Annotated in this window: 16 protein-coding genes and 1 other annotated feature; of the genes, 15 read left to right on the forward strand and 1 reads right to left on the reverse strand. The window is 39.7% G+C overall.

What is annotated here, in order from left to right:
- Nucleotides 1-16 precede the first annotated feature (16 nt).
- Nucleotides 17-1,384, forward strand: a complete 1,368-nt coding sequence (locus tag A5889_RS16230; protein ID WP_087639809.1) for a CitMHS family transporter — start codon at nucleotides 17-19, stop codon at nucleotides 1,382-1,384.
- Here the strand turns inward: A5889_RS16230 and A5889_RS16235 are convergent.
- A complete protein-coding gene (locus tag A5889_RS16235) occupies nucleotides 1,376-2,293 on the reverse strand; it encodes a LysR family transcriptional regulator (protein WP_087640413.1) in 918 nt (305 codons plus the stop codon). The genes A5889_RS16230 and A5889_RS16235 overlap by 9 nt on opposite strands.
- 85 nt (nucleotides 2,294-2,378) lie before the next feature.
- Between A5889_RS16235 and acnA the strand changes: the two genes are divergently transcribed.
- From acnA to sufB, 14 genes are all read left to right on the forward strand, one after another.
- On the forward strand, nucleotides 2,379-5,051 hold the full coding sequence (acnA, locus tag A5889_RS16240) for an aconitate hydratase AcnA (protein WP_087639810.1): 2,673 nt from the start codon (nucleotides 2,379-2,381) through the stop codon (nucleotides 5,049-5,051).
- 22 nt (nucleotides 5,052-5,073) lie between these two features.
- Complete coding sequence (locus tag A5889_RS16245; protein WP_087639811.1) at nucleotides 5,074-5,778, forward strand: GntR family transcriptional regulator; 705 nt, start codon at nucleotides 5,074-5,076, stop codon at nucleotides 5,776-5,778.
- 377 nt (nucleotides 5,779-6,155) lie between these two features.
- Entirely contained in the window at nucleotides 6,156-7,340 is a 1,185-nt protein-coding gene (locus tag A5889_RS16250; RefSeq protein ID WP_087639812.1) for an FtsW/RodA/SpoVE family cell cycle protein, read from the forward strand.
- A gap of 18 nt (nucleotides 7,341-7,358) precedes the next feature.
- Nucleotides 7,359-7,715: an arsenate reductase family protein gene (locus tag A5889_RS16255; protein ID WP_087639813.1), complete on the forward strand. Its 357-nt coding sequence runs from the start codon at nucleotides 7,359-7,361 to the stop codon at nucleotides 7,713-7,715.
- A complete protein-coding gene (locus A5889_RS16260; protein WP_303393935.1) occupies nucleotides 7,712-8,044 on the forward strand; it encodes a glycine cleavage system protein H in 333 nt (110 codons plus the stop codon). Before A5889_RS16255 ends, A5889_RS16260 begins: the two co-directional genes overlap by 4 nt.
- A gap of 55 nt (nucleotides 8,045-8,099) precedes the next feature.
- Nucleotides 8,100-8,345, forward strand: a binding site (T-box leader).
- Between the two features lie 269 nt (nucleotides 8,346-8,614).
- Nucleotides 8,615-9,652 (forward strand): methionine ABC transporter ATP-binding protein, encoded by a 1,038-nt coding sequence (locus A5889_RS16265; RefSeq protein WP_087639815.1) that lies wholly within the window; start codon nucleotides 8,615-8,617, stop codon nucleotides 9,650-9,652.
- 49 nt (nucleotides 9,653-9,701) lie between these two features.
- Complete coding sequence (locus A5889_RS16270) at nucleotides 9,702-10,331, forward strand: methionine ABC transporter permease (RefSeq protein WP_176372791.1); 630 nt, start codon at nucleotides 9,702-9,704, stop codon at nucleotides 10,329-10,331.
- Nucleotides 10,332-10,366: 35 nt separating this feature from the next.
- On the forward strand, nucleotides 10,367-11,218 hold the full coding sequence (locus tag A5889_RS16275; protein ID WP_087639817.1) for a MetQ/NlpA family ABC transporter substrate-binding protein: 852 nt from the start codon (nucleotides 10,367-10,369) through the stop codon (nucleotides 11,216-11,218).
- A 201-nt stretch (nucleotides 11,219-11,419) separates the two neighbouring features.
- Nucleotides 11,420-11,968: a hypothetical protein gene (locus A5889_RS16280; protein WP_087639818.1), complete on the forward strand. Its 549-nt coding sequence runs from the start codon at nucleotides 11,420-11,422 to the stop codon at nucleotides 11,966-11,968.
- Between the two features lie 257 nt (nucleotides 11,969-12,225).
- The gene (sufC, locus tag A5889_RS16285) at nucleotides 12,226-12,996 is read left to right on the forward strand and encodes a Fe-S cluster assembly ATPase SufC (RefSeq protein ID WP_086279110.1); all 771 of its coding nucleotides are present in this window, start codon (nucleotides 12,226-12,228) and stop codon (nucleotides 12,994-12,996) included.
- Between the two features lie 14 nt (nucleotides 12,997-13,010).
- The gene (gene sufD / locus A5889_RS16290; protein ID WP_087639819.1) at nucleotides 13,011-14,297 is read left to right on the forward strand and encodes a Fe-S cluster assembly protein SufD; all 1,287 of its coding nucleotides are present in this window, start codon (nucleotides 13,011-13,013) and stop codon (nucleotides 14,295-14,297) included.
- Nucleotides 14,294-15,529, forward strand: a complete 1,236-nt coding sequence (locus A5889_RS16295) for a cysteine desulfurase (protein ID WP_087639820.1) — start codon at nucleotides 14,294-14,296, stop codon at nucleotides 15,527-15,529. Before sufD ends, A5889_RS16295 begins: the two co-directional genes overlap by 4 nt.
- Nucleotides 15,516-15,983: a Fe-S cluster assembly sulfur transfer protein SufU gene (gene sufU / locus A5889_RS16300; protein WP_087639821.1), complete on the forward strand. Its 468-nt coding sequence runs from the start codon at nucleotides 15,516-15,518 to the stop codon at nucleotides 15,981-15,983. Before A5889_RS16295 ends, sufU begins: the two co-directional genes overlap by 14 nt.
- Before the next feature lie 178 nt (nucleotides 15,984-16,161).
- Nucleotides 16,162-17,556 carry a Fe-S cluster assembly protein SufB gene (sufB, locus tag A5889_RS16305; RefSeq protein WP_086444234.1) on the forward strand — a complete coding sequence of 465 codons (1,395 nt, stop codon included), beginning with the start codon at nucleotides 16,162-16,164 and terminating at the stop codon, nucleotides 17,554-17,556.
- The last annotated feature ends 23 nt before the right edge of the window (nucleotides 17,557-17,579 follow it).

Consider the following 17,579-nt stretch of genomic DNA (forward strand, 5'->3'; position numbering starts at 1 on the left):
AGGAGATGAAAAGAGTATGTTGGCTTTATTGGGATATTTGATGATTATTGTATTTATGGCACTATTACTTTCGAAAAAAATCTCCCCTTTTGCAGGGCTGATTCTTGTACCATTGGCATTCGGGTTTATTGCAGCGGGATATACAGGGCAATCATTCTTAAATGTATTTGAGTGGATATATGAAGGGTTATATTATCAACTTGCCGGAGGCAAAGTGAAATCAGGTGTCGCACCGACGATCACTTTATTGTTATTTGCTATTTTATACTTCTCGATCATGTTAGATGTTGGTCTTTTTGATCCGTTAAGTAAAGTCTTGATCAAGTGGGCAAAAGGAGATCCTCTTCGACTTTGTGTAGCTACAGCAGTTATTTCGATGATCGTTTCTTTAGACGGTGACGGAACAACAACTGTATTGATCGTAACTGCGGCAGTTTTATCTCTATTCAAAAAAATGAAGATGCGGCAGCTCTACTTGGCAGTATTGATTGCCATACCTAATTCGATCATGAATTTAGTGCCGTGGAGTGGACCGATGGCTAGGGCCATGCCGGTGCTGAACATTGGGCCTAAAGAATTTTTCTTACCTTTGATTCCTGGAATGATCGGAGCGATGTTCCTTACAGCGTATATGGCTTATAGTTACGGAAAAAAAGAGCGTGTAAGATTAGGCTATACAGCAGAGAAAAGTATTGTCACGGATGAAGATTTAACAGCGATCATGTCTTCTCTAGATGAAGATCCAGAGAGCTTGAAACGTCCCAAACTATTACTGTTCAACTTTATTTTGACGATTTTCATCATGGCGTTACTGATATTGGATACTGTCAACGGTGGAATACTCTTCTTAGTTGGGACGAGTATCGCACTGATCGTTAACTACAAAAATCCTGTGCTTCAAGCGCAACGATTGACGGCAAATGGTTCAGAAGCGCTAGGACCTGTGAGTTTAGTTTTTGGCGCAGGTGTTATTATGGGCGTGCTGAATGGTAGTGGAATGAGTGAAGGAATTGCGCAGCATATCGTTTCCTTACTGCCTGAAAGTATGGGCGGCTATATTCCTCTTTTACTGGCGTTGATTTCTTTACCGGGGCTATTTTTCTTACCGAATGATGCGTTTTACTTTGGTATTTTACCTGTGATCGCACCGATTGCGTATACATTTGGCGCGACTCCAGTAAACATTGGGGTAGCTTCGTTGATCGGGCAAGCTGTACGTTTTGCCAGTCCTTTGGTGGCGTTCCTTTATGTATTAGTTGATCGTACAGAAGTCAGCTTTGGAGATTACCAAAAAGAATACTTAAAATGGGGAATCCCCAGCTACTTCATTCAATTAGCGATCGCGATCTTGACCGGGGCTATTCCTTTGCCATTTTTAAATTAATGTTTTACAAAGGTCAATAAATTCACGTGTATAGGGTGGGAGTATCCGGTTTTTACGATAACCGATCAACACTTCTGTAGAAAATAAATGTTCATCTGGCTGGCTGATCGAAAAGAAATAGGGGCGTTCTTTTAGATTCAGATGTTCTACATGATTTTCGTAAACGAAGGATACTCCATATCCAGCAACTGTTAGATTGAGAGCTGTTTCGATATTTTTTGTGTAAAATACATTCTTGGGTTTGATTTGATAATAGCGGAAAATTTTTTCAGCCATTTGACCTGTTCTTTGGTTGGGAAAATGCAAAATAAACCGTTTATCTTTAAGCTGTCGTAAATCAAAATAGGGATATTTGGGTTGAGATTTTTCTGGAAGTAGATCTGCTGTAAGAAATGATCTTGGGACAGCCAGCAATATTTTTTCTCTACGGACGATTTCGTAATCCATATTTAAGAAACGGTCAGGTTTATTCATGATAATAATATCTGCACGCCCATCTTGTATTTTCTTCTCAAGAACAACAGAAGCATCCTCACTCAATTCAATTTGAACATTTGGATAAAGCGTATTGAATTTAGGCAATATTTCAGGCAGCAAATAGGAACTGCGTAATAAAGGAATCGCTAAGCGGATTTTACCATAGCGTTGTTCCAACATTGTTTCCAGCTTACTTTGGAAATTATCTTTGATTTCAAGGATGCTTAATCCGGCTGCTAGATATTCTTCACCTAATAGGGTCAAAGAAAATTTTTTACCGATGACCTGAAACACTTGAAAACCTAGACGCTCTTCCATATTTTTTAAATACATGCTTAAAGAAGGCTGCGTGATGTACAGAGATTCAGCTGCTTTGGTCAAATTTTCAAATTCTAAAATTGCTCGAATATACTCAAAATCTTTTATTTCCATGAAATAGATACCCCTTTCATCTGTTTCTTTACTATCAATCATAAAGTATTTTCATATTAAAACAACATTTTTTGGAGGTCACTCGATGAAAAGAACAATAATAATTCAAAACAAGGAGTACACTTTTTTTAGTTTAAAGGCATTGGCTGAAAAAACGGGAGCCGATATTTCCCGTCTGCCATATTCCATCAGAATTTTACTGGAAAATATTTTACGTCAGGAAACAGCGGAAGGTGATAAAGTCGTTCATCAATTAGTGGATTGGAACTTACCGAATAGTCAAAAAACCGAAATTCCTTTTAAACCAGGTCGAGTTATTTTACAAGATTTGACTGGAGGAGCTGCGATCGTAGACTTAGCTTCTTTGAGAAAAGCGGTGAAGGATTTTGGTCAAGATCCCAATATCATCAATCCAGAAATTCCTGTTGATTTAGTGATCGATCATTCAGTTCAAGTTGATTTTGCAGGGTCAAAAACAGCATTTCAGAAAAATGAAGAGCTGGAATTTGCGCGAAATATGGAACGCTATAGTTTCTTTAAATGGGCAGAGCAATCCTTTGATTCGTTTAGAGTGGTTCCACCGGCAACCGGGATCGTTCACCAAGTCAATTTAGAATATCTGGCGGATGTCGTAACGGAAAGAGACACTAAAAACGAAAACCTTCTTTTCCCAGATACTTTAGTGGGGACAGATTCACATACAACAATGATCAATGCACTAGGAGTTTTAGGCTGGGGAGTTGGCGGCATCGAGGCAGAGGCAGGAATGTTAGGACAGCCATGCTACTTAACGACACCTGATGTTATTGGTGTTCGTTTAACTGGATCACTTAAAAATGGCGCGACTGCTACAGATTTAGCTTTGACGCTTACGCAGCTATTACGAGAAAAAAATGTTGTTGGAAAATTTGTTGAATACTTTGGTGAAGGTCTCGCTCATTTGACTGTATCGGATCGTTCTGTTGTAGCAAATATGGCACCTGAATATGGGGCAACTTGCGGATTTTTCCCGATCGATCAAGAAACACTCAACTATTTAGATTTCAGCGGAAGAGATCCTGAACAACGAGCGATCATTGAAGCCTATGTAAAAGAAAATCAGCTATTTTATGACGCTGCGAAAGAAGCAGACTATACAGAAATCATCGAATTGAACCTAAGCGACATCGAACCAAGCTTAGCAGGACCCAAACGTCCGCAAGATTTGGTGCCACTATCAAAAGTCAAACAAGGATTCATCGATTCGCTTACGAAGCCTAATGGGAACAGCGGGTACGGTTTAGCAGCAGGAGAAGAAAAGAAGCAAGCAACGATCAACTATGAAGATGGTACACAAGAGACGATCGAAACAGGAGCAGTCGTTATTGCTTCGATCACAAGTTGTACAAATACAAGTAATCCGTTCATCATGCTGAGTGCAGGACTACTTGCAAAAAAAGCAGTTGAAAAAGGATTATCAGTGAAACGATATGTGAAGACATCATTGTCGCCTGGTTCAAAAGTAGCAACACGTTACTTTGAAGATGCTGGCTTACTTCCATACTTAGAAAAACTAGGGTTTGATGTGATTGGTTATGGCTGTATGACCTGTGTTGGAAACTCTGGACCACTGGATGAAACGATCAGCCAAGTGATTCAAGATGAAAATTTACTTGTTTCAGCTGTCCTCAGTGGCAATCGTAATTTTGAAGGACGTATCCATGCCGATGTAAAAGCAGGCTATCTAGCAGCACCGCACTTAGTGATTGCCTATGCTCTAGCCGGAAATGTCAATGTTGATCTGACAACAGAACCATTAGGCTTTGATTCAGAAGGCGCGCCAGTCTATCTGAAAGACATCATGCCGAGCAATGAGGAAGTGGAACAGTTGATCAATCGTTATGTCAAAACAGACCTATACAAAGAAGAATATGGTTCTGTGTTCAACTCAAATCAACACTGGAACAATATTGAAACAACACCATCGATGACTTATGAATGGGATGAAAAATCGACTTATATTGCCAATCCGCCTTATTTTGAAGCGCTGGAATCTCAAGCTCAGTCGATTCAAGCTTTAAAAAATCAACGAGTGTTGGCTAAATTGGGCGATTCGATCACGACGGATCACCTTTCTCCAGTGGGCTCGATTCCGTTACAGTCACCTGCGGGGAAATATTTGACAGAGCATGGTGTGCGACCTCAAGCCTTTAACTCTTACGGCAGTCGACGCGGCAATCACGAAGTGATGGTACGCGGAACACTGAATAACATTCGATTACGTAATGAATTAGCCGATGGGAAAGAAGGCGGATATACAAAACATTTTCCAACTGGAGAGATCTTGACAATATTTGATGCAAGTGAAAAATATCTCAAAGAGGATGTTGGTTTGCTTATCTTAGCTGGAGAAGACTATGGCATGGGTTCTTCTAGAGACTGGGCAGCGAAAGGTGTTCGGCTGCTTGGAGTGAATACAGTGATCGCTAAAAGTTTTGAACGAATCCATCGTTCGAATCTATTGATGATGGGCGTTTTACCACTTCAATTTGTTGAGGGACAGGATGCAGATAGTTTAGGATTGACTGGCGAGGAAAGCTTTGACTTCATTATCGATGACTCGATCAAACCAAATGACATCATTAGTGTTCGAGCGACAAACGCAAATGGCGATGTGACTGGATTTAAAGTACGTGCAAGATTTGAGTCAGAAACGGAGATCGATTATTACCGAAATCAAGGGATTCTACCAATGGTACTAAGAAACAAACTAAGCTAAAAAACAAATAGGAGCAAACTAAATGACACATATGATAGATGTAGCTGAAATTGTTGCAGAAAACTTAGACTTCAGTAGCACAAAATCATTGAAAACAGTGGTGTATTCAGCGTTGAAAAAAACGATCTTAAATGGAGAGATTCCAGCAGGGACGAGGATCAATGAATTATTTCTTTGCAACAAAGTGAGTATCAGTAGAACACCGTTACGTTCCGCCCTGCAACGTCTTCATGATGAAAACCTCTTAGAATATGTGCCGGGGAGCGGGATGATCGTCAAAGGAATCACGAGCAAAGATGCGTATGAAATTTTCACCATTAGAAAATCGTTGGATCGATTAGCAACGATCACTGCAATGCACGAAATGAATGATCGTGATTTTGAAGAGTTCGAACAAATCGTGTCGCTCATGCAAAAGCAGGGAGAAAACGGTGAGGAATTGGCTTCAATATTCACTGATTTCAACGAATTCATTTACTCTAAGAGTCAGTTATTTCGGCTTAGAGATACGAGGGAAAACATCCAAAATTATTTAAGCTATTTTAGAGAATTATCTGTGCATTCGAATGATCGAAGAGCGAATGCGATCGAAGACCATGTGAAACTTTACTATTATATGAAAACAAAAAATGAGAAACAGGTAGAACTTCTTTTGGACGAACATTTGGAAAATGCGCTGGACGGCATCTTAAGTGAGATGGATAAAAAGGTGCTGCAGGCAATCTAAGATTTTGTCTAATTAAATATTTGTAAAAATGAGAGAGTGTGGGACAGAAGTGTTCAACTCTAAGAAATAAGCTGGAATTCACGAAAATTGTACTACAAATTTTTGTGGATTTCAGTTTATTTTTGAAGCTTTCAACTTGTGGTGCTTTAGCATGTAGAATTAATTTTACTAGCTTCATTTTGTTCCTTGAACAATAGTGAAATTATATCCCTTAACTGATAGGATCGAAGCATTGTGTAGTAGTTACTTCTGTTTCGCACGCTCTTCTTTAAAGCTGATTCTCTAAAGTTTTTCCAAAATCCTCAAGTCTACACTTTCTTTTCTATCCATAGAAAGTTATAATAAAAAGCGTATGATTCAAGGAAAAGGGATGACGAATGAATAAAAATAAATTACTAAATAACTTAGATAATCGAATCGACTACGGAGTGATCTTACCTGTTTTTCTTCTGTCGATCATAGGAATACTTTCATTATATGTAGCATTGAGCAATGATCCGTTACGGCCTGAGATAGGGAATATGTTGATGAAGCAAGGACTATGGTACCTTGTTGGCGGCATCAGTATCGTTGTGGTGATGCATTTTAACTCGAAGTTACTTTGGCGATTGACACCGATTTTTTACGCCATTGGTCTTGTGATGATGGGTCTATTGCTTAAGTTTTATGATCCTTATTTAGAGTCTCAAACAGGGTCTAAAAACTGGATTTCTTTTGGTGGTACGACGTTTCAGCCATCTGAATTGATGAAAATTGCTTTTATTTTGATGCTAGCTTATATTGTCACAATGCATAATGTGAAGAACGTTGATCGGACATTGAAATCTGATTTTTGGTTGATCGGTAAGATGCTGTTGGTGACACTGCCTGTTCTGATTTTGATTTTACTACAAGATGACTTTGGAACGATGTTGGTTTTCTTAGCCATTTTCAGTGGCGTTTTCTTGATGTCAGGGATTTCCTGGAAAATTATTTTACCGACGTTTTTAGTAGCTATCTTGATTGGGGCTGGAACGATTTATCTTGTGACAACAACAGCAGGGCGAGAGTTTCTTTATTCGGTTGGATTTAAGTCTTATCAGTTTGAACGGATCGACTTATGGATGAAGCCGTTTCATCATGATCCAAATCGTTCGCAGCAACCAGCGCTTGCGTTGACTGCTATTGGTTCAGGCGGATTATTTGGTAAAGGATTCAATAATAGCGATGTGTATGTGCCTGTCAGAGAATCAGATATGATTTTCACGGTTGTGGGAGAAAACTTTGGTTTCATTGGCGGATGTTTTATTATTTTGCTATACTTTATCTTGATTTACCGCATGATCAAAGTTTGTTTTGAGACGAATAATGAATTTTATGCCTATATTGCGACAGGGATCATCATGATGATCTTGTTCCACGTATTTGAAAATATCGGTGCAAACATTGGACTTCTGCCATTGACAGGGATTCCGTTGCCATTTATTAGTCAGGGTGGTTCATCTATTTTAGGAAATATGCTGGGCGTAGGTTTGATCATGTCTATGAAATATCAAAAAGAAGCAGTGATCGAAGAATATTAAACGAAAGAGGGCGTTAGAATGTATACATTTTTCTGGTATCCAAAGTGTTCAACATGTAAAAAGGCAAAGGCTTGGTTAGATGAAAAACAGGTCAACTATGAAACGATCGATATGATCGAAAATCCGCCAACAGCAAAACAGTTAACAAGCTGGATGGAGCAAAGTGATCTGCCTGTTCGTCGTTTCTTCAATACAAGCGGTATTCGTTATAGAGAACAAGGCTTGAAAGACAAAGTCAATGACTTTTCGATCAAAGAAGCCAGCGAGCTTTTAGCGACAGACGGCATGTTGATCAAACGTCCGATTTTTGTTAAAGGAGATCAATTTTTAGCGAACGGATTTAAAGAATCTGATTACGAAGGAGCTATTCAATAATGGCTGAAGAAGTAAAAATCATTGATAACTTATGGGTCTTGAAAACCGCTGAAGGATACAAGGTAGGCTTAACCAATGAAGCGCAAGAAGAATTAGGTAATATCACTTTTGCAACATTACCAAAAGTGGGTCAAGAATTAAAAAAAGGTGATTCCTTGATTGAAGTGGAAGCGGAAAAAGCAGTTAGTGAATTTAGTTCACCAGTAACTGGAACGGTCGCTTCTATCAATGAAGCTGCTGAAAATGAGCCAAGTGTCCTTGATGATCCTAATCAATCAAATGCATGGATCGCTATTTTAACTGACGTTAACGAAGAAGAGCTAGTATAAGCATAAAAATGTTTGACAAGTGTTTTGGTTGTTGCTATAATTTCATCAATATAAATTGAAAGCTTTGAAAAGAAGAGTACATGTCAAAAGTGTTTTAAAGAGAGCCTTGTTTGCTGAAAATAGGCAACGTGATTGATATGGAAGATGGTCTTTGAGCAGAATAAGTGAGCATGAGTAAACTTATTACGGGTGTGCCCGTTACAGCACCACAGTATACGAATTCAAGTACTGTATAAGGCTATTATTGTGAAATGATAGTAAATCAAGGTGGTAACACGAAAGACAAGCTTTCGTCCTTTTGTCAAATAAGACAAAAGGGCGGAAGCTTTTTGTTGTGAAACACTGCGACTGGCTAAGCCAGAGCAGATGTTGAACAATACTTGGCGAGCAGGGTGAGCGAAGTTACATTACTAGTGAAACAAGCCAATCTTTCATTGAAGGTACTAGCATCAAAAAATCAAAGTATCCATAGTTTAAAACACACGCTCGATAACCAAGATAAGTCTAACCATACCGCCAAACATATAGTATACTTAAACAAGCAAAACAAAAGAAAGTCGAGGGGGAAAAATGCCTCTAATTGAATTACAACACGTAAAAAAACAATTTTCCGGTAAAAACGGGCAAGTAACGGCCGTCAATGATGTGTCTTTATCTGTTGAGCAGGGCGACATTTATGGTATCGTAGGTTACTCTGGAGCAGGAAAGAGTACCTTGGTTCGTCTGTTAAATGGCTTGGAACTGCCAACAGAAGGAGAAGTAAACATCCAAGGACACAATGTCGCGCAAATGGCGAATCGTGAACTTCGTCAGTTCCGCAAGAAGATCGGCATGATTTTCCAACATTTCAATCTGCTATGGTCAAGAACGATTTTAGAAAATATCATGTTGCCGTTAGAATTAGCCGGGGTGCCTAAAAGTAGTAGAAAAGAGCGAGCACAGGAGCTTTTGACTTTAGTTGGTTTAGAAGGCAGAGGAGATGCCTATCCAAGTCAGTTGTCCGGTGGCCAAAAACAACGGGTGGGGATCGCCAGAGCATTGGCAAATAATCCAGAGATCTTACTTTGTGATGAAGCAACCAGCGCCTTAGATCCGCAAACAACAGACGAAGTATTGGATCTACTACTTGAAATCAATAAAACATTGAATCTAACCATCGTATTGATCACACACGAAATGCATGTGATCCGTAAAATTTGTAATAAGGTAGCTGTAATGGAGCTTGGACAAATCGTGGAAGAAGGAGACGTATTAGAAGTTTTCAGAAATCCCCAACAAGCTGTCACAAAACGTTTTGTTCAACAAGAACTTGAACCAAAAGAAGACACAGAAGAACTACTTGGTGAGTTGATCAAAGAAAATCCAGCTGGTTTAGTCGTTACGCTTCAGTTTAGTGGAGACAATGCCAATGAACCAGTGATTTCTCAAGTGATTCGTCAGTTTAAAGTGGACATCAATGTCGTTCAAGGTCAAGTGCAGCAAGCGAAAGAAGGCGCCTTTGGAACTTTGACGGTCATGGTTTTAGGAGAGCAAAATGAAGTCGAAAAGACACTCGCTTTCTTCAAAGAAAAAGAAGTTGGGTTGGAGGTGATTCACCGTGGCGAATGAAACATTTGTTGAAAAGTACTTGAATTTTAGCCGGGTGAACCCAGAATCAATGAAACAAGCGGCGGTCGATACATTGTTTATGACAGTCGTTGCAATGATTTTTGTCATTATTATCGGATTCTTGTTAGGATTGCTGTTATATAGTTTGAGCCGCAACAAGTCTCCTCTAGCGAAAATCAGCTATAGTGTGTTATCCGTTGTTAGTAATGTTTTCCGCTCGATTCCTTATATTGTATTGATCATCTTGTTGATGGATTTCTCTCGGAAATTAGTGGGAACAGGGATCGGTGCAAAAGCGGCTATCCCATCATTGATCGTATCTGCAGCACCCTTTTATGCTAGATTAGTTGAAATTGCATTTCGTGAAGTGGATAGTGGTGTATTAGAAGCTGCTGATGCGATGGGGGCTTCCAAATTTCAAAAGATTTTTAAAGTTTTGATTCCAGAAAGCAAACCAGCATTACTATCAGGAATCACGTTAACAACGATCACGATGATCGGATTTACGGCAATGGCCGGAATCATCGGTGGTGGTGGCCTTGGCGGGTTAGCTTACCAAGAAGGGTTTAGCCGGAACAATAATACAGTAACACTTGTAGCAACGATCTTGATTTTGGTGATTGTGTTTATCATTCAATTTGTCGGTGATCAATTGGTAAAACGTTCAGACAAACGATAAGCAATTAATATAGAAAATAATTGGAGGAAATAAAGATGAAAAAGAAATTATTCGGTTTAGCAGCATTGGCAGTCGTTACGGTTAGTTTAGTAGCATGTGGTGGCGGAAATAGTAAAACAGATGATAGTAAAACTGCGGGATCAGACAAAGAATCTTCTGTTTTAAAAGTCGGCGCATCTGCTTCTCCACACGCAGAAATTTTGGAGCAAGTAAAACCAATCCTTAAAAAAGAAGGCGTTGATTTGGAAATCGTTCAATTCGATGATTACATTTTACCAAACAAAAATTTGGCAGAAGGCGATATCGATGCAAACTACTTCCAACATATTCCATACTTCAATCTACAAGTAAAAGAAAACAAATATGATTTCGCCAATGCGGGCGGTATCCATATCGAGCCAATGGGCTTATACTCAAAACGTATCAAAGATATCAAGGATTTGAAAGATGGCGCGACGATCATAACTTCTAACTCAGAATCAGACTGGGGCCGAATCATCACGATTTTACAAGATGCGGATTTAGTAACGGTCAAAGATGGTGTTGATCTAGAAACAGCAACATTTGAAGATATCGACAAAAACCCTAAAAACTTGAAGTTTATTCATAACATCAACCCTGAAGTCTTAACAACAACGTATAACAATGATGAAGCTGACCTTGTTGCGATCAATGCCAACTTTGCATACAGTGCAGGCTTGAATCCATTGAAAGATTCTGTCTTGCTTGAAAAAGATAACTCACCATATGTGAATATTGTTGCAGTTCGTTCAGAAGATAAAGATAGTGATAAAATCAAAAAATTGGTTGATGCCTTGCATAGTAAAGAAATCCAAGATTGGATTCTTGAAAAATGGGATGGCTCAGTGAAACCTGTAGATAAGTAAACAAATAGAAACAGCTGAACTACGCTCTGTCGAGTTATAATTCAGCTGTTTTTTTGTCTACTCAGAATACTCTATAAAAAAGACATGTATATTGTAATTTATTTATTATTTAAAAATAACAATTTTATTCTTTAGGTTGATTTTTGTGTTTGCGTATGATAATCTCATCTAGTGCACATTTATAAAAAAGGAGAGGTTAACATGAAAAAAAGCAACATTGTTTTATTTTTTCTTTCGATGATGGCAATTTGTTTTGCTGTTGTTGGAACTAGTTCAAGTGCGGAGGCAAGTGAGTATGATTTGAATCGAGGAGCGACCTTCACATTTAATTCAGAGGGTGAGTGGAAACGAATCTATTCTGGTGTATTTTCTGGAACGAGTGCAACTGGCTTTAGCTATGCTGATTATTCTGGAGAGATCCAGTATGCGCATGTAACGGCAAATACACAAAAAATCCAAGCAGCCTATGTTGTGAAGGATCGGATTTTTGATTTTGAAGGAACCTATTCACCAAGAGAATCTTATTTTAATGGTAATACTAAAATTTGGGCATTCAACATTCAAAGAGTGAATGGCTTAACACCGGTTTATAAAACGACAATGGCCGTAACTGAAGGATTACCTGGCGGAACAGTTTTACATGTAAAAGCTGACCGTGCGCCAGTGCCTAACTGGGCAGCGTTACCGAATATAGATAGTATGTCTAAAGTTCAGATCACTGGAACATACATCTCAATTATTCCTCAATAATGAAGCGAAAGAAAGGACTTCTACTTAATGTAGAAGAACTTTCTTTTTTTGTTTGTCAAAAATGATTTGGGTTAGCTGTTTTATAGACGGTAAGAAGAGATTCACTTTAGAAAGATTCTAAATAAGTCCATTTTTTCACAAAGAAAACCTCTAGTAATTAAGAATTATTCTAGTAAAGAGATTGCTTATCATTCTCAATTAGGATAAAATGAATGAGAACGATAAAATAATTATTTTTAAGTTGGAGGGAATTATACATGTCCGTTTTAGAGATTAAAAATTTACACGTATCAATCGAAGATAAGAAGATTTTAAAAGGTGTGAACCTGACCATGAAAACAGGAGAGATCCACGCGATCATGGGACCAAACGGAACAGGTAAATCGACATTATCTGCTGCGATCATGGGAAATCCAAACTACGAAGTCACAGAAGGTGAAATTCTTTTTGACGGTGAAAATGTCTTAGAACTTGAAGTAGATGAACGTGCGCGTTTAGGTCTATTTTTAGCGATGCAATACCCAAGTGAAATTCCTGGTATCACAAATGCCGAATTCATGCGTGCAGCGATCAATGCCAAACGTGACGAAGACGACAAAATTTCTGTGATGCAGTTCATCAAAAAATTAGATAAAAAAATGGAACTACTAAATATGCCGGAAGAAATGGCTGAACGTTATCTGAACGAAGGCTTCTCAGGCGGAGAAAAGAAACGTAACGAAATCTTACAATTATTGATGCTGGAACCAACTTTTGCTATTTTAGATGAAATCGACTCTGGTTTAGATATCGATGCTTTAAAAGTTGTCTCAAAAGGCGTGAATGAAATGCGCGGCGAAAACTTTGGCGCATTGATCATCACTCACTACCAACGTCTATTGAACTACATCACACCTGATGTTGTGCATATCATGATGGAAGGCCGTGTCGTAAAAACAGGCGGCGCTGATCTTGCAAAACGTTTAGAAGCAGAAGGCTATGCTGGAATCAGTGAAGAATTAGGTATCGAATACAAAGAAGAAGCGTAAGGAGGACAAGATAAATGAAAGATATCACAACAGCAAATTATCTTGACGACATCAAAGCTTTTTCAGCACGTAACGAAGAACCCTCATGGATGACGGACTTGCGCGCAGCGGCTTTAGAAAAAGCTGAACACTTAGAATTACCAAAGATCGAACGGGTGAAATTTCACCGTTGGCCTTTGTTTAATGTAAATACAGACGAATATACACCACAAGCGATGAATATCCCTAGCTTTGATGCAATGAAAGACAATCCAGTCATCGTGCAGCAAGGATCGATCACAGCATTTGAACAACTTTCAGCAAAATTAGCTGACCAAGGCGTGATCTTCACTGATCTGTTCACTGCGATCCAGGAACATGGTGATCTAGTCAAAGAATACTATATGACAAAAGCTGTGGAGATGGACGAAGACAAGCTGACAGCTTTCCATACAGCGTTCATGAATAGCGGTGTGTTCTTATATGTACCCAAAAATGTCGTGATCGAAGAACCGATCGAATCGATCTTTATCCAAGATTCAGATAGTGAACAGCCCTTCTTCAAACATGTTTTGATCATTGCAGATGAGCATAGTGAATTCAGTTATTTAGAACGATTCCAAACGATCGGCGAACGTAAAGCAAAAGTTTCGGCAAACATCGTTGTTGAAGTCATCGCTAAAGCAGGCTCAAAAGTGAAGTATTCAGCAGTCGATCAATTAGGTGAAAACCTTTCGACTTATATGAACCGCCGTGGTCATATCATGCGCGATGCCTCAGTTGACTGGGCGATCGGTGTTATGAATGATGGCGATGTGGTTGCTGATTTTGATTCTGACTTAGTAGGCGAAGGCTCTCACTCAGAAGTCAAAGTTGTGGCAATCAGTGCCGGCAAACAAACACAAGGAATCGATACACGTGTAACCAATAAAGCGTCTCATTCTGTAGGGCACATTTTACAGCACGGGGTTATCCGTGAAAAAGGTACATTGACCTTTAACGGAATTGGTCATATCTTAAAAGGGGCTAAAGGGGCAGATGCGCAACAAGAAAGCCGTGTCTTGATGCTTTCTGATAAAGCGCGCGGTGATGCGAACCCAATCTTATTGATCGATGAAAATGAAGTAACTGCAGGACATGCAGCCAGTGTTGGTCGTGTCGATCCAGAAGAAATGTACTATTTGATGAGTCGTGGTCTGCGCAAAGAAGAAGCAGAACGATTGGTCATTCGTGGTTTCTTAGGCTCAGTGATCACAGCGATCCCGGTCAAAGAAGTCCAAAAAGAATTTGTAGAGGTTATTGAAGGGAAGTTGAATGCATGATAAACGCAGATAAGATTCGGCAACAGTTTCCCATCTTGTTTCAAGAAGTAAATGACGAGCCGCTTGTTTATCTGGATAATGCAGCAACAACTCAAAAACCCAAAGCAGTTTTAGATAGACTGACTTATTATTACGAACATGATAACGCCAATGTCCATCGTGGTGTGCATACTTTAGCTGAACGGGCAACAAAAGATTATGAAGCGGCTCGTGAAAAAGTTAGAGCTTTTATCAATGCCAAAGAAACAACTGAAACATTATTCACGCGAGGCACAACGACTAGCTTGAACTGGGTCGCAAAAAGCTATGGTGATCTAGCAGTACAAGCTGGTGATGAAATCGTGATCTCTTACATGGAACACCATTCAAACATCATTCCGTGGCAGCAATTAGCTGAACGTAAAGGTGCGACGTTGAAATATATTGATATTACAGCAGACGGCTTTTTAGATATGGAAAGTGCGAAACAACAAATCACAGACAAAACCAAGATCGTTTCTATCGCTCATGTCTCTAACGTCTTAGGTGTGATCAATCCAGTTAAAGAACTAGCTGAATTAGCGCACAGTCATGGTGCTGTCTTAGTTGTCGATGGTGCGCAAGCTGTTCCTCATATGTCGGTGGATGTTCAAGCCATCAATGCGGACTTTTATGCTTTTAGCGGACATAAAATGTGCGCCCCAACTGGAATTGGTGTATTATATGGAAAACGCGAATTGCTAGAGAAAATGGAGCCCATCGAATTCGGCGGAGAAATGATCGATTTTGTGAATTTGTATGATAGTACATGGAAAGAATTGCCATGGAAGTTCGAAGCAGGAACGCCAAATATTGGCGGTGCGATCGCTTTGGGTGCCGCAATCGATTTTCTCAATGAGATCGGTTTAGACAATATCCATCAACATGAAGCAGAATTAGTAGAGTATGTATTGCCAAAATTGTTAGCGATCGATGGTCTAACGGTGTATGGACCACAAGATCCTGCGCATCATACGGGTGTGATCGCATTTAATTTAGATGGACTGCATCCTCATGATACAGCGACGGCTTTAGATATGGAGGGTGTGGCAGTTCGGGCAGGACATCATTGTGCCCAGCCATTACTGAAATATTTAGACGTAGCAGCAACAGCTAGAGCAAGCTTTTATCTCTACAATACCAAAGCAGATGCGGATCGATTGATCGAAGCAATTTTAGCGACAAAGGAGTTTTTCCAACATGGCTCTCTCTAAATTAGATAATTTATACCGTCAAGTGATCTTAGATCATTCTAGCCATCCGCATCATCATGGAAGCTTGGATGCGTCAAGTCAGACAATCGAAATGAACAATCCGACGTGCGGTGATGTGATCGAATTACAGCTGGATATCCAGGATAATATCATCAAAGATATCGCCTTTAACGGCAGCGGCTGTTCGATCAGTACCGCAAGTGCCAGCATGATGACCGATGCAGTCATTGGAAAAAGCTTAACTGAAGCAGAGCAGCTTGCGGAAGATTTCTCCCAATTGGTGCAAGGCAATGAGGTATCAGATGAAGAAAAACTTGGTGATGCAGCGATGCTTGGCGGCGTAGCGAAATTCCCAGCACGGATCAAATGCGCCACATTAGCGTGGAAAGCATTAGAACAAGCAGTGGAAAATGACGGACAAGGAACTGCAGGACAATTACACTGCGAAGAATAAAAATACAAATCAAGAGAGGATGGGACAGAAGTGCTCAACCCTGAGAAATAAGAAGGAATTAACGAAAATTGCTTTTCAAATTTTTGTTAATTTCAGCTTATTTCCGAAAGGGTTGCTTCTGCTCCCACCGTTTATTCGTATTTAGAGTTCGAACTTATATTTAAGGGAAGGTGAAATAATGAGCAACGTACCAGAGTTAGAAGAATATAAATTTGGTTTCCACGATGATGTGAAACCGATCTTCAGTACGGGAGATGGACTAACAGAGGAAGTCGTTAGAGAAATTTCACGTAAAAAAGAAGAACCAGAATGGATGTTAGAATTCCGTTTGAAATCATTAGAACAATTCAATAAAATGAAAATGCAGGAATGGGGACCGGATTTATCAGATATCGATTTTGATAAGATCAAATATTTCCAAAGAGCCAGCGATAAACCTGCTCGTGACTGGGACGATGTACCAGATAAAATCAAAGAAACCTTTGAAAAAATCGGGATCCCAGAAGCAGAACGTGCTTACTTAGCTGGTGCTTCTGCCCAATACGAATCAGAAGTGGTTTACCACAATATGAAAGAAGAATTCCAAAAACTAGGGATCATCTTTACCGATACTGATTCAGCATTGAAAGAATATCCTGATTTATTCAAGAAATATTTCTCAAAATTAGTGCCACCAACAGATAACAAATTAGCTGCACTAAACTCTGCTGTTTGGTCTGGTGGAACCTTTATCTATGTTCCGAAAGGCGTTCGCGTAGACGTCCCATTACAAACCTACTTCCGGATCAATGCGGAAAATACTGGACAATTTGAACGTACGTTGATCATCGTGGATGAAGGCGCAAGTGTTCACTACGTAGAAGGCTGTACTGCACCTACGTACACAAGCAATAGCTTACACGCAGCGATCGTTGAGATCTTCACGCATAAAGATGCCTATACACGTTACACAACGATCCAAAACTGGTCAGATAACGTATATAACCTAGTAACCAAACGTGCTAAAGCTTACGAAGGAGCAACCGTTGAGTGGATCGATGGAAACCTAGGAGCAAAAGCAACGATGAAATACCCAAGTGTCTATCTAGATGGAAAAGGCGCACGCGGGACGATGCTATCGATCGCATTCGCCGGCGAAAACCAAATCCAAGATACAGGGGCAAAAATGATTCATAACGCACCGAACACATCAAGCTCGATCGTCTCAAAATCGATCGCTAAAGATGGCGGAGAAGTGAACTATCGTGGACAAGTAACCTTTGCCAAAGATAGTGCTGGCTCGATTTCACATATTGAGTGTGACACGATCATCATGGATGATAAATCGAAATCAGATACGATTCCGTTTAATGAGATCCATAACAGCCAAGTGGCGTTGGAGCATGAAGCGAAGGTTTCGAAAATTTCGGAAGAACAGCTTTATTATCTGATGAGCCGTGGTTTGTCAGAGCAAGAAGCGACTGAAATGATCGTTATGGGATTTGTGGAGCCGTTTACGAAGGAATTGCCGATGGAGTATGCGGTTGAACTTAATAGATTGATTAGTTATGAGATGGAAGGCAGTGTTGGCTAAAGCCTTTTTTAGCACTAGAAACG

Source organism: Enterococcus sp. 9D6_DIV0238, from assembly GCF_002174455.2.
Classification (GTDB): Bacteria; Bacillota; Bacilli; order Lactobacillales; family Enterococcaceae; genus Enterococcus_L; species Enterococcus_L dunnyi.